Source organism: Acidovorax sp. JHL-9 (assembly GCF_000426205.1).
GTDB classification, from domain to species: domain Bacteria; phylum Pseudomonadota; class Gammaproteobacteria; order Burkholderiales; family Burkholderiaceae_C; genus Acidovorax; species Acidovorax soli.
The window spans coordinates 84,650-96,783 of record NZ_KE384507.1; the positions used below are offsets into that span (position 1 = coordinate 84,650).

Consider the following 12,134-nt stretch of genomic DNA (forward strand, 5'->3'; position numbering starts at 1 on the left):
TTTACTCCGAGCGTTCCGCCATGCACAGCCCCCACGACAAGAAGCCCCTCACCAACTTGTTGCAGCCTGCCATCGCCACGGAGGCAGCCACGGACACGGGTCGGCGCCGCTTCGTGCGCCAGATGGCCTGGGGTGCCACAGCGCTCGGTACCTTGCCGCTGGCGGCTTGCGGTGGCAGCGACGTTCCGGAGGTGCGCTTTGTCCACGGCGTGGCCAGCGGCGACCCGCTGAACGACCGCGTGATCCTGTGGACGCGCGTCACGCCGGCTGTGGGCGCCACGGCAGACATCCCCGTGCAATGGGAACTGGCCAGCGATGCCGCCTTCACCACCGTGGTGGCCAAGGGCCAGGCCACCGCCACCGCAGCCCGCGACTTCACTGTCAAGATCGATGCCACCGGCCTGCAGCCCGCCACGGCCTACCACTACCGCTTCACCGCCCATGCGGCCAGCTCCCCCTTGGGACGCACGCGCACCTTGCCCACGGGCAGCGTCGCACAGGTCAGGCTGGCCGTGTTCTCGTGCGCCAACTACCCGGCGGGCTACTTCAATGTGTATGCCGAGGCCGCACGCCGCAACGACCTGGACGCCACCGTGCACCTGGGCGACTACCTGTATGAATACGCGCGCGGCGGCTATGCGTCGGCGAATGCCGAACAGCTGGGCCGCCTGGTGCAGCCCGCGGGCGAAATCCTCTCGCTGGCAGACTACCGCGCGCGCCATGCGCAGTACCGAACCGACACCGACCTGCAGGCCCTGCACGCCGTGGCGCCCATGATCGCCATCTGGGACGACCACGAGATCACCAACGACACCTGGGCCAACGGCGCCGAAAACCACCAGGCGGGCACCGAAGGCAGTTTTGCCACACGCAAGGCCGCCGCCATGCAGGCCTACCACGAGTGGATGCCCACCCGCAACGCGCAGCCCGAACTGATCTACCGCAGTTTTCAATTTGGCGACCTGGTGGCGCTGCACATGCTGGACACGCGCGCCATCGGACGCGAAGAGCAGCTCGACTACAACCACTACATCACAGCCAGCGGCATCGATGCCGCAGGCTTCACCGCCGCCGTGGGCAACCCGGCGCGCCAACTCCTGGGCAGCACACAGACCCAGTGGCTGCGGCAGCAGATGGCCGCGTCCCGAGCCACCTGGCAGGTGCTGGGCCAGCAGGTGCTGATGGGGCGCATGAACGTGCCCGCCCCCCTGCTGCTCAATTTCAACAACCCCGCCACGGGGGTGTCGCTGTCGCAATACTCGGCCCTCATGGCCAAGGCCCAGACGGCGCCCGCCACGCTGACACCCGCCGAGCAGGCCATCCTGGCCCAGCCCAGCATCCCCTACAACCTCGACGCCTGGGACGGCTACCAGGCCGCGCGCGAAACCGTGCTGGGCACGGCCCGCAGCCTGGGCAAGAACCTGGTGGTGCTGTCGGGCGACACGCACAATGCCTGGGCCAACGAACTGGCCGACATGAACGGCAACGCCGTGGGCGTGGAGTTCGCCACCTCGTCGGTGTCGTCCCCCGGCTTCGAGGAGTACCTGCCCAAGGAAAACCCGGCCATGCTGGCGGGCGCCTTCCAGCAGCTGATCAAGACGCTGAAATACTGCGACACCGCGCGCCGCGGCTACATGCTGCTCACCGCCACGGCCACCGAGTGCCGCGCCGACTGGGTGTATGTGAACACCATCACCAGCCGCAACTACACCGCCAGCACCGACAAGTCACTCAAGGTGCTGGCCGGCGCCAGCGGGCGCGGGCACATCGTGGCGGCCTGACCGCCCTGCGCTCCGAGCAGGAGCGCAAACAACAAAAAAGCGGCCTCGGCCGCTTTTTTTCGAATATCACCATGCCCTTGAAACCGGCGTGGCCCAGGCCAGTGGCCGCCGCGCCGGCGGCGTCCACCTTCCGCAGCGCGTAGCGCTGCAAGAGAAGGGGGAAGGCGCGAAGCGCCCCAGGGGTTTGTTCTCAATGCCTGAAGTGCCGCACACCGCTGAACACCATGGCCACGCCGCGCTCGTTGGCGGCGTCAATCACTTCCTGGTCACGCATGCTGCCACCGGGCTGGATCACGCAGGTGGCGCCCGCATCCACCACCACATCCAGGCCATCGCGGAAGGGGAAGAACGCATCGCTCGCCACCGCCGTGCCCTGCAGGGTCAGGCCGGCGTGCTGCGCCTTGATGCTGGCGATGCGGGCCGAATCGAGGCGGCTCATCTGGCCGGCGCCCACGCCCATGGTCATGCCGCCCTTGCAGAACACGATGGCGTTGCTCTTGACGTACTTGGCCACCTTCCACGCAAACAACAGGTCTTGCATTTCTTCGATCGAGGGCTGCTTCGTGGTCACCACCTTCAGGTCGGTCAGGGCCAGCTCGTGGTTGTCGGCGGTCTGCAGCAGCAGGCCCGAGCCGATGCGCTTGGCGTCCATGGCGTTGCGGCCGCGTTCCCAGTCGGTTTGACCGCCAGGGGCGGGCAGCGCGATTTTCATCAGGCGCACATTGGCCTTGGCTTTGAAGATTTCCAGCGCTTCCGCCGTGAAGTCGGGCGCCATCAGCACCTCGACAAACTGCTTGCTGACCTGGGCTGCGGCCGCGCCATCGACCACCCGGTTGAATGCGATGATGCCGCCAAAGGCGCTGGTGGGGTCGGTCTGGAAAGCCTTGCTGTAGGCGCTCAGGGCATCCAGGCCCACGGCCACGCCGCAGGGGTTGGCGTGCTTGACGATCACGCAGGCGGCGGCCTCGAAGCTCTTGACGCATTCCCAGGCGGCGTCGGCGTCGGCGATGTTGTTGTAGCTCAGCTCCTTTCCCTGCAGCTGCACGCCGGTGACCAGCGAACCCGGTGCAGGGTAGAGGTCGCGGTACAGGGCGGCCTGCTGGTGGCTGTTTTCACCGTAGCGCAGGTCCTGCATCTTGGTGAAGATGCCGTTGCTCTGGCCGGGGAACTGGGTGCGGGCGGGCACGTAGGTTTCTGACAGTTTTTCGGCTTCGAACGCGACCGACGAGAGGTAGTCGCTGATGGCACCGTCGTACTGGGCAATGCGGTTGAACGCGGCCACCGACAGCGCAAAGCGCAGCTTGTCGCTGAGCTTGCCGCCGGCCTTGAGCTCGGCCAGCACGGCCTCGTACTGGTCGGCCGAGGTGATCACGCCCACGTCCTTCCAGTTCTTGGCGGCGCTGCGCACCATGGCAGGCCCGCCGATGTCGATGTTTTCGATGGCATCGGCCAGCGTGCAACCGGCTTTGGCCACCGTGGCTTCAAAGGGGTAGAGGTTGACCACCAGCAGGTCGATGGTGTCGATGCCGTACTCCTTGAGCGCGGCCATGTGCTCGGGCAACTCGCGGCGGGCCAGCAGGCCGCCATGCACCTTGGGGTGCAGGGTCTTGACGCGACCGTCGAGCATCTCGGGGAACTGGGTGACTTCGGCCACTTCGGTCACGGGCAGGCCCTTGTCGGCCAGCAGCTTGGCGGTGCCGCCGGTGGACAACAGCTTGATGCCGAGCGCGTGCAAGGCCTGGGCGAATTCGACGATACCGGTCTTGTCGGAGACGGAGAGAAGTGCGTTCATGGTGTGGATGGATAGAGTTTGAATAAAAACAGGTCCTGGCGCTTATTCAACAAGCGCCAAAAGCTATAAATTAAATAGCAAATGACACCCTGGCATCAGAGCATCTTGTGCTCGACCAGCTTCTTGCGCAGGGTGTTGCGGTTCAGGCCCAGCCATTCGGCGGCCCGCGACTGGTTGTTGTCGGCCTGGAGCATCACCACCTCCAGCAGCGGGCGCTCGACCAGGCGAACCACCATGTCGTACATGCCATCGGGCGTCTCACCGCCCAGGTCGCGAAAGTAGCCTTGCAGGCTTTCGCGCACGGATTCTTCAATGTTTTTCTTGCTCATGCAGCCATTCCCTCTTGTTCTTGTGTATTCGCATCCACATCGGTGGCGGCCGGCAGCCGGTCCATCTGTTGCGCCAGGGCATCCAGGTAGTCGGCCACCGCCTGCCACTGCGTGGTGCAGTCTTCTATCGTATTGATGTGCTGCCGCAAGGCCTCACCGCCCGGCAGCGCGCGCAGGTACCAGGCAATGTGCTTGCGCGCGCTGCGCACGCCGGTCAGCTCGCCATACAGGCGGTAGTGGTCCTGCAGGTGCTCCAGCAGCAGGCGCCGCAGCTCGGCCACCAGCGGCGGCGCCAGGTGCTCGCCCGTGGCCAGGAAGTGGCCCACCTCGCGGAAGATCCAGGGCCGGCCTTGCGCTGCGCGGCCTATCATGAGGGCGTCGGCCCCGGTGGCGGCCAGCACGGCGCGGGCTTTTTCGGGCGTGGTGATGTCGCCGTTGGCCACCACGGGCACGCGCACGGCGGCCTTCACGGCGGCAATGGTGTCGTATTCGGCCTGGCCCTTGTAACCCTGCTCGCGCGTGCGGCCGTGCACGGTGAGCATCTGGATGCCCACCTGTTCAAACTGCCGCGCCAACGCCACGGCGTTCTTGTGCTGCTGGCACCAGCCGGTGCGCATCTTGAGCGTGACGGGCACCTTGCGCGGAGCGCAGGCCTCCACCACGGCGGCGGCAATTTCCACGGCCAGCGCCTCGTCCTGCATCAGCGCCGAGCCCGCCCATTTGTTGCACACCTTCTTGGCCGGGCAACCCATGTTGATGTCGATGATCTGCGCGCCCCGGTCCACGTTGTAGAGCGCGGCCTCGGCCATCATCTGCGCCTCGGTGCCGGCAATCTGCACGGCAATCGGCCCGGGCTCGCCTTCATGGTTGGCCCGGCGCGAGGTCTTGAGGCTGTTCCACAGGTCCTTGCGCGAGGTCACCATCTCGCTCACCGCGTAGCCCGCGCCGAGCTGCTTGCACAGCTGGCGGAACGGCCGGTCCGTGACGCCCGCCATGGGGGCGACGAACAAGCGGTTCGCCAAAGGGATGTGGCCGATCTGCATGAAGGGAAAGGAATGGGCGCGCAGCGGATGCTGAAAAAGGAGGCAGCATTGTAGCTGCTCAAATTTTCAGCAAACGAAATGCGCGCCCCGTCAGATAGCGGAAATCAATGGCCGGTGCCACCCTCCGTCCGCGCCTTCTGGCACCAGCGGACTCAGCGCGCGGCCAGGTCCACTTCGGCCACCGCCGATGGCGCCGCCTTTTTCTGGGCATAACGCCACCAGGCGTCCGGCAGATTGTCGAGCTGGTGGCGCGCCATGAACGCTCGCAGCCACTGGCGGTTGTGCTGCACATCGGGTGAAAAATCAGTGCTATGGCTCGCGGCCGCCGCGCTGCCAACGCCGGCAGGAGTACCCATGTCCACCGCTTCGCCCTCGGCCAGCGGGCCGCGCACCACCTTGCTGGCCAGCAGGCCGTTCGCCACCTCCACCTGAACAGCCAGCGCGCCATGCGATGCCTGGCACGCGGTCTTCAGCACCAGCCCCTGGTCCTGCAACTCGCTGCGTGCACTGGCCAAGGCAGCCCGCAGGCGCTCGCCCCCCGCGCAGCCCTCCTCCGCGACGCTCCAGGCCATGGGCGCCGGGAGTGGCGCCTGCCCAGACACCGCAGACTGCGGGCTCTGCACACAGGCCGCCAGTGAGATGCCGGCGGCCAGTGACAGCCAGTACGTACGGCAGGGAAATCGTGGCGTATGGGGGATGATATGCATCGCAAGCCTTCCGGTGATTGCCAAGGGCGGGAGTCAGCCCACGATACAAACCCTGGCGCACCCGCGCCGTGGCCCAACAGCGCAGCGCCTTGTAGGACGGAATCCCCAGGGCCTGCAGCGCGCGCAATGCCGCCCTACACTTGCCCCCATGGAAATCTGGATGCACCAGCTGCTGCAATGGCTGGCTCTGCCGCAGTTCGGGCTGGGCACGGTATTTGTCGTCTCGTTCGTATCGGCCACGCTGCTGCCCATGGGCTCGGAGCCCGCGGTGTTCGGCCTGATCAAGCTCAACCCCGACCTGTACTGGCCCGCCATCGCCGTGGCCACGCTGGGAAACACCCTGGGCGGCGGCGTGAGCTGGTGGATGGGCCTGGGCGCGCACCGCGCCTGGGATGCGGCGCGGCGCCACCGGCGCGCCGGCCAGCCCCCCAGCGCCGATCCCCAACCGGCGCGCGCGCTCAGCCGCACCGAGCGCCGCGCGCGCATCTGGCTGCGCAAATGGGGGGCCAAGACCTGCCTGCTGAGCTGGCTGCCCGTGGTGGGCGACCCGCTGTGCGCCGTGGCGGGCTGGCTCAAGCTGCCGTTCTGGCCCTGCCTGGCCTACATGGCAGTGGGCAAATTCTTTCGCTACCTGGTCATGACCAGCGTGCTGCTGTATTTCATGCCGGGCCACCTGGCGTTCTAGCGCCCGCGCAAGCACCAGCGGGCGGCAGCAGCGCATTCCAGTCCACCGGCCGGGTGGTGTCCACATGCACCGTGATCGCTTCCTCCGCGGGCGAGAGCGGCTGGGCCGCCGCCCATTGCGCCTCCAGTACCTGCACCGAGGCCTCGGAGGCATCGCCACCCGCCTGCTGGCGGCTGCGCACCCGCTCGCGCAGCACTGCCAGGGGCGCCTCGAACGACAGGATGTGGCAAGGCACCTGCGCCTGCGCCGCCAACGCCATGAAGCGCTGGCGCATCGCCGGGTTCAGGAACGTGGCATCCACCAGCACCGTATGGCCCGCGTCCAATGCCCAGCGCGCCGCCTGCGCCAGCCGCTCGTGCGTGCGCCGCGAGGCCTCGGCCGTGTAAATGCCGCCGGGCACAGCGCCGCTGGAGTCCTCGGGCGCCAGGCCGAACAGGCGCTTGCGCTCGACATCGGCGCGCACGCGCACCACGCCGCGCTCGGCAACGAGTGCTTGCGAGTGCGTGCTCTTGCCCGCCCCTGAAAAACCATGCGCCAGCCACAGCGCGGGCGCGCGAGGCTGGACGAAGCGTTGCGCCAGCGCCAGATAGCGCTGCACCTCCCGCAGGCTGGCGGCGCGCGCCTCGCCCTGCGCCTGCGCCAGCCGCAGGCCCGCCACGCGGGCGCGCACCAGGGCGCGGTACACGCGGTAATACGTCAGCACCGGCAGACCGGCATAGTCGCCCGTGTGCTCCAGCCAGGCATTCAGAAAGCGCCAGGCCAGGTCGGCGCGGCCGCGCGCCTCCAGGTCCATGGCCAGGAAAGCAATGTCGGCCACGCAGTCGATCCAGCGCAGCGCCGGGTTGAACTCGATCGCATCAAACAGCTGCGGCTGCCCATCGATCAGCACCAGGTTGGCCAGGTGCAGGTCGCCATGGCATTCGCGCACCCGCCCGGCCTGCAGGCGCTGCGCAAACACCGGCGCCAGCGTGGCGCCCTGCGTGGCACACCACTGCGCCACCTGCGCCAGCACGGGGCCCAGGTCGGGCGCCCACTGCGCCACCTGCGGCTGCAGCGCCGCCAGGCAGTCGTGCACCGGCGCGGTAACGGCCCGGGCGGTGCCCCAGCCCTGCGGCGGCAGGGCCACCGCCGCACTGGCGTGGAATTGCGCCACCTGCTGCGCCAGGGCGTCGATATGGGCGGGCAACAGGCGCTGCTGCTCCAGCAGGTGGCTCAGCAGCGCCTCCTGCGCAAAGCGGCGCATGCGCACGGCGGGTTCGGCATCGGCCGGGGCTGCTTCGGCGGGGTGCAACCGCAGGCTGCCTGCGGCACCACTCAGCGCCACCAGGCCCAGGTACAGGGCGGGCGCGGTGCGGCGGTTGATGCGCAGCTCTTCCTCGCAGGCGGCGCGCCGCAGCGCGGGGGTGCTGAAGTCCAGGAAATCCAGCTGCAGGGGCTTTTTGAACTTATAGGCAAAGTCACCCGCCAGCAGCAGCCAGGAGATGTGTGTTTCGATCCACTCCACGGTACCGGTGGGGTGGCCAAAGGCCTCAGGGCATTGCCGCAACGCATGCAGGCGTTGTTCTGCGCTCGCGTAATCGTCTTGCAGGGACATGGGCAACGCTTTCAGGGCCTGTTTTTCCATGGGGGTACGCAAGGAAAGATCATAAACAGGCCATCAGAGCGCGCGCAGCTGCACGCGGCGGCCGTGTTCGGCCTCATCAAGCTCAACCCAGAACTGTTCTGGCCAGCCATCCTGGAGGCCCGGCAGGCAACACCCCGGACGGAGCCATGAGCTGGTGGCGCGCACTACGGCGCGCACCACAACGCCAGCATTTCCCGCAGCAGCGCCGACTTGGCCTCGCGGCGGTACACCACCCCCAGGGGCGCAAGCGCCAGCGCCTCGCGTGTCAAGGCCATGTCCAGCATGCAGACCCCGGCCAATGACCCGGCATGGTGCAGTGCCGGCATGATGCTGCGTGGCACCACGGTCACGGCCCCGGGCTGGGCCAGCAGCCCCTGCAGCACCGGCAGCGACACGGTGGATATGTGAAACCATTGCGCCTGGGGCAGCTGCGCCAGCACCACGCGCTCAAAGATGTCACGCACGGCAATGCTGGACGTGGGTAGCACCCAGCGCGCATCGGCCAGCTGCACCAATCGCACCTGCCGGGCGCTGGCCAGGGGGTGGGTGGGCGCGGCGATGAACACCGCCTCGTCGGCCAGCAGGGGCTCGAAGGCATGGCTTTCGGGCAGCAGCGCCGGCTGGCGGCAGAACACCGCATCCAGCGCGCCGGCAATCAGCAGCGGCAGCAGCCGCGCACCCTCGCCCTCCTGCACGTCCACATGCACCAGGGGCCGCTGCGCATAAAAGCGTGCCAGCAACGGCGCCAGAATGGTGTGCGCCGCCGCCGGTATCGCCCCCAGGCGCAGCGCGGCGCTGGCGCCCAGGCGGATGGCGGCCAGTGTCTCGGCAGCATCCTCCAGCTCGCTCATCACGCCGTGCGTCGCATCGATCAATGCCTGGCCCGCCTGCGTGGCACGCATGCCGCGCGCGTGGCGCTCGAACAGGCGCAGGTCCAGCACGCGTTCGAGCTCGGCCAGAGCCTGCGTGGCTGCGGACTGGCTCATGTCCATGTGCTGCGCGGCCTTCACCACCGAGCCACTGTGCTGCAGCGCCAGCAGCAGCTGCAACTGACGCAGGCGCACATGCCGCATCAGGCGCGAATAGAGCTGCCGGCTCTCGGGCAAGCTATCGGGTTTGTTCATGGCTTGCTGGATCCAATTCTTTTATTGATCATGGCTACAAGTATGAATCCATTGGTTTTACTTATATCAACAGGAAAAATACACCACCCGGATCGGCGCTTTTTTTCTACAGTGGAGTGCACCAACCCCATCCACAGCACCGCCCTACAGGGCGGCCATTCCCAAGGAGACATTCCATGCACACCATGCCCACGCACCGCCTGAGCCTGAAGACCCTGGCCATCGCCGCCCTGGCCGTCTGCTCCGCCCTGCCCCAAGCCCGGGCCCAGGGCAGCGACAACTACCCGAACAAGCCCATCAAGCTGGTCGTGCCGTTTGCCGCCGGCGGCTCCACCGACATCGTGGCCCGTATCGTGGCCGATGGCATGCGCAGCACCCTGGGCCAGGCCGTCGTGGTGGACAACAAGGCCGGTGCGGGCGGCGTGATCGGCACCGAGGCCGTGGCCCAGGCCGCCCCCGACGGCTATACCGTCGGCATGGCCACGGTCAGCACCATGACCATCAACCCACACCTGTACACGCGCGCCGAGGGCCTACCGGCCAAGCTCGCGCCCGTGGCCAACCTGGTCACCATGCCCGCCGTCTACATGGTGCACCCCAGCCTGGGCGTGACCACCTTCGAGGCCTTCGTGGCCAAAGCCAAGGCCGAGCCGGGCAAGATCAGCGGCGCCGTGCCGGGCCTGGGCACGCTGGGCCACCTGATGCTGGCCTCGTTCAACGAGACGCTCAAGACCGACATCCAGATCGTTCCCTACCGCGGCTCCGGCCCGGCCCTGAACGACGCGCTGGCGGGCATGGTGCAGCTCATGCCCGACCAGCTGCCCTCGGCCATGGTGCACATCAAGAGCGGCAAGCTGATCCCCTTCGTGCAAGCCTCCGAACGCCGCGCACCCGAACTGCTCAACGTGCCCACCTTCAAGGAACTGGGCTACGACGGCCTGAACCAGCTGGGCATCAGCTGGTTCGGCATCGTCGTGCCCAAGAACACGCCCGCGCCCATCATCAAGCGCCTGCAGGAGGCCGCCGTGAAGGCCACCCTCCTGCCCGAGGTGCAGAAGCGCCTCAAAACCGTGGGCGCCAACGCCTCCAGCATGGACCAAAGCCAGTTCCCGGCCCAGGTCGCCCGGGAGTCGCAGCGCAACAAAGCGCTGCTGGACAAGGCCGGGGTCAAGCCCGAATAAGTGGGGCACGGCATGGAACAACTGCAGGAATTCTTCACGCGCGAGACGCCGCGCATGACGGCGCTGGCCGACCGGATCTGGTCGCTGGCCGAGCTGCGCTACGCCGAGACGGCATCGGCCCAGCTGCACATGGATGCGCTGGCCGGGTCGGGCTTTCGCATCACACGCGATGTGGCCGGGATCCCCACGGCCTTCATGGCTGAATGGGGTGATACCGGCCCGGTGATCGCCTTCCTGGGCGAATACGACGCGCTGTCGGGCCTGAACCAGCAAAGCGGCGCCCTGGTGTGCACGCCCTCGGTGGACAGTCCCGGCCTGGCGGGCCACGGCTGCGGCCACCACCTGCTGGGCACCTCGGCACATTTCGCGGCTATCGCGCTGCAGGCGCACCTGCAGGCCAGCGGCGGCCAGGCGCGCGTGCGCTACTACGGCTGCCCGGCCGAGGAAGGCGGCTCGGGCAAGACCTTCATGGCGCGTGCTGGCGTGTTCGACGACGTGGACGCGGCCCTGACCTGGCACCCGGGCAGCTTCACCGGCGTGTTCAGCCAGACCACGCTGGCCAACATACAGGCCAAGTTCATCTTCCAGGGCAAGGCCTCACACGCGGCCCATTCGCCGCACCTGGGGCGCAGCGCGCTCGACGCGGTCGAACTCATGAACGTGGGCGCCAACTACCTGCGCGAGCACATGCCGTCCGACGCGCGCGTGCACTACGCCATCACCGATTCGGGCGGCCTGTCGCCCAACGTGGTGCAGGCGCGCGCCGAGGTGCTGTACCTGATCCGCGCGGCACGCAACCACGAGGCCGCCGAGCTCTACGAGCGCGTGCAGAACGTGGCCCACGGCGCCGCGCTGATGACCGGCTGCCGGGTCGAGATTGTGTTCGACAAGGCCTGCTCCAACCTGCTGCAGAACCGCACGCTCAACGAGGTGCTCTACGCCAAGCTGCTGGCCGAGGGCGCACTGACGGTGGGCACCGGCGAGCAGGGCCAGGCCGGGCAATTCCAGGCCACGCTGAGCGAGAACGACATCAACGCCGTCAGCCGCCCGCTGGCCAGCGTGCTGCGCGGCCAGGTGCCCGCAGTGTTCGAGGGCGTGGCGCCCTACGACCCCACCGTTGACGACATCCTGTTCGGCTCCACCGACGTGGCCGACGTGAGCTGGATCACGCCCACGGTCCAGGCCTGGGTGGCCTGCTACGCCTTCGGCACGCCCATGCACTCGTGGCAGATGGTGTCGCAGGGCCAGTCCGCCCTGGCCCACGCCGGCATGGTGCGCGCAGCGCGCGTGCTCACGGCCACGGCCATCGAGCTGGTGCAGCGCCCCGAACTCATCGCCCAGGCCAAGGCAGAGCTGCTGGAGCGCCGCCAGGGCAAGCCCTACGCATGCCCGATACCTGCGGACGTGCCGCTACCGTTTCTGCGCACATGATGCCAATTTGATAGCTGCCAGCGCCCGTTCAACGGGCGTTACGTGGCATTTTCCCCTGATTAGCGACATGTCTCAGACCCCTTCCCCCTCTGGGGGAAGGCAGGGATGGGAGCTGCTGGCAAAGGACTCGCGCTTGATGTGCATCTGCACCTCTGGCCCCACCCCAACCCCCCCCCAGAGGGGGAGGGAGTCAGGCGCAGACGCCGACGCACTGAGACAGGTGCCTAACCACGCATTTTCTTCAGGCAACAGGCCTCGCCATGCGCTGGCGCCACAGGCAATCGGCGGTGTAGCACGGCAGCGCCGCCGACAGCGCCCCCCAGCACGCGCGGCTGCCACGCCAGCGGCCGCAGCCAGGAACGCCAGCAACCACAGCGTGCGGTGCGCAATGATCTCCACCGGCGACACGGCCTTGAGGAGCTGGAAATGCAGCGAAA

The 12,134-nt window shown here is 67.7% G+C and carries 10 protein-coding genes; 4 read left to right on the forward strand and 6 right to left on the reverse strand.

What is annotated here, in order from left to right:
* The first annotated feature begins 20 nt into the window (after positions 1-20).
* Positions 21-1,781: an alkaline phosphatase gene (locus K225_RS0119515; RefSeq protein WP_026437882.1), complete on the forward strand. Its 1,761-nt coding sequence runs from the start codon at positions 21-23 to the stop codon at positions 1,779-1,781.
* A 190-nt stretch (positions 1,782-1,971) separates the two neighbouring features.
* Here the strand turns inward: K225_RS0119515 and purH are convergent, their stop codons facing one another.
* The 4 genes from purH to K225_RS0119535 all read right to left on the reverse strand — a co-directional run bounded on the left by purH (position 1,972) and on the right by K225_RS0119535 (position 5,652).
* Positions 1,972-3,573: a bifunctional phosphoribosylaminoimidazolecarboxamide formyltransferase/IMP cyclohydrolase gene (gene purH, locus K225_RS0119520; RefSeq protein ID WP_026437883.1), complete on the reverse strand. Its 1,602-nt coding sequence runs from the start codon at positions 3,571-3,573 to the stop codon at positions 1,972-1,974.
* Between the two features lie 95 nt (positions 3,574-3,668).
* Positions 3,669-3,902: a Fis family transcriptional regulator gene (locus K225_RS0119525; RefSeq protein ID WP_026437884.1), complete on the reverse strand. Its 234-nt coding sequence runs from the start codon at positions 3,900-3,902 to the stop codon at positions 3,669-3,671.
* Positions 3,899-4,945, reverse strand: coding sequence for a tRNA dihydrouridine synthase DusB (gene dusB / locus K225_RS0119530; protein WP_026437885.1), 1,047 nt, complete (start codon positions 4,943-4,945; stop codon positions 3,899-3,901). Before dusB ends, K225_RS0119525 begins: the two co-directional genes overlap by 4 nt.
* A gap of 152 nt (positions 4,946-5,097) precedes the next feature.
* The gene (locus tag K225_RS0119535) at positions 5,098-5,652 is read right to left on the reverse strand and encodes a M15 family metallopeptidase (RefSeq protein ID WP_026437886.1); all 555 of its coding nucleotides are present in this window, start codon (positions 5,650-5,652) and stop codon (positions 5,098-5,100) included.
* Between the two features lie 160 nt (positions 5,653-5,812).
* Here K225_RS0119535 and K225_RS0119540 point away from each other — a divergent pair, with 160 nt between their 5' ends.
* Positions 5,813-6,337 carry a YqaA family protein gene (locus K225_RS0119540; RefSeq protein ID WP_026437887.1) on the forward strand — a complete coding sequence of 175 codons (525 nt, stop codon included), beginning with the start codon at positions 5,813-5,815 and terminating at the stop codon, positions 6,335-6,337.
* On the opposite strand, the gene K225_RS21380 is transcribed toward K225_RS0119540, so the two are convergent.
* Positions 6,312-7,931, reverse strand: coding sequence for a bifunctional aminoglycoside phosphotransferase/ATP-binding protein (locus tag K225_RS21380; RefSeq protein ID WP_238323293.1), 1,620 nt, complete (start codon positions 7,929-7,931; stop codon positions 6,312-6,314). The genes K225_RS0119540 and K225_RS21380 overlap by 26 nt on opposite strands.
* A gap of 194 nt (positions 7,932-8,125) precedes the next feature.
* A complete protein-coding gene (locus K225_RS0119550) occupies positions 8,126-9,085 on the reverse strand; it encodes a LysR substrate-binding domain-containing protein (protein ID WP_026437888.1) in 960 nt (319 codons plus the stop codon).
* 176 nt (positions 9,086-9,261) lie between these two features.
* Here K225_RS0119550 and K225_RS0119555 point away from each other — a divergent pair, with 176 nt between their 5' ends.
* Together K225_RS0119555 and K225_RS0119560 are read left to right on the forward strand one after the other, a co-directional pair.
* Positions 9,262-10,266 (forward strand): tripartite tricarboxylate transporter substrate-binding protein, encoded by a 1,005-nt coding sequence (locus tag K225_RS0119555; protein WP_026437889.1) that lies wholly within the window; start codon positions 9,262-9,264, stop codon positions 10,264-10,266.
* 12 nt (positions 10,267-10,278) lie between these two features.
* Positions 10,279-11,697, forward strand: a complete 1,419-nt coding sequence (locus tag K225_RS0119560) for a M20 family metallopeptidase (RefSeq protein WP_034713554.1) — start codon at positions 10,279-10,281, stop codon at positions 11,695-11,697.
* The last annotated feature ends 437 nt before the right edge of the window (positions 11,698-12,134 follow it).

What these genes read in the sequence shown, in the direction of transcription:
- purH (WP_026437883.1), bottom strand. Translation starts at nt 3,573, where the DNA reads ATGAACGCACTTCTCTCCGTCTCCGACAAGACCGGTATCGTCGAATTC.
- K225_RS0119555 (WP_026437889.1), top strand. Translation starts at nt 9,262, where the DNA reads ATGCACACCATGCCCACGCACCGCCTGAGCCTGAAGACCCTGGCCATC.
- K225_RS0119540 (WP_026437887.1), top strand. Translation starts at nt 5,813, where the DNA reads ATGCACCAGCTGCTGCAATGGCTGGCTCTGCCGCAGTTCGGGCTGGGC.
- dusB (WP_026437885.1), bottom strand. Translation starts at nt 4,945, where the DNA reads ATGCAGATCGGCCACATCCCTTTGGCGAACCGCTTGTTCGTCGCCCCC.
- K225_RS0119560 (WP_034713554.1), top strand. Translation starts at nt 10,279, where the DNA reads ATGGAACAACTGCAGGAATTCTTCACGCGCGAGACGCCGCGCATGACG.
- K225_RS0119525 (WP_026437884.1), bottom strand. Translation starts at nt 3,902, where the DNA reads ATGAGCAAGAAAAACATTGAAGAATCCGTGCGCGAAAGCCTGCAAGGC.
- K225_RS0119550 (WP_026437888.1), bottom strand. Translation starts at nt 9,085, where the DNA reads ATGAACAAACCCGATAGCTTGCCCGAGAGCCGGCAGCTCTATTCGCGC.
- K225_RS0119515 (WP_026437882.1), top strand. Translation starts at nt 21, where the DNA reads ATGCACAGCCCCCACGACAAGAAGCCCCTCACCAACTTGTTGCAGCCT.
- K225_RS21380 (WP_238323293.1), bottom strand. Translation starts at nt 7,931, where the DNA reads ATGTCCCTGCAAGACGATTACGCGAGCGCAGAACAACGCCTGCATGCG.
- K225_RS0119535 (WP_026437886.1), bottom strand. Translation starts at nt 5,652, where the DNA reads ATGCATATCATCCCCCATACGCCACGATTTCCCTGCCGTACGTACTGG.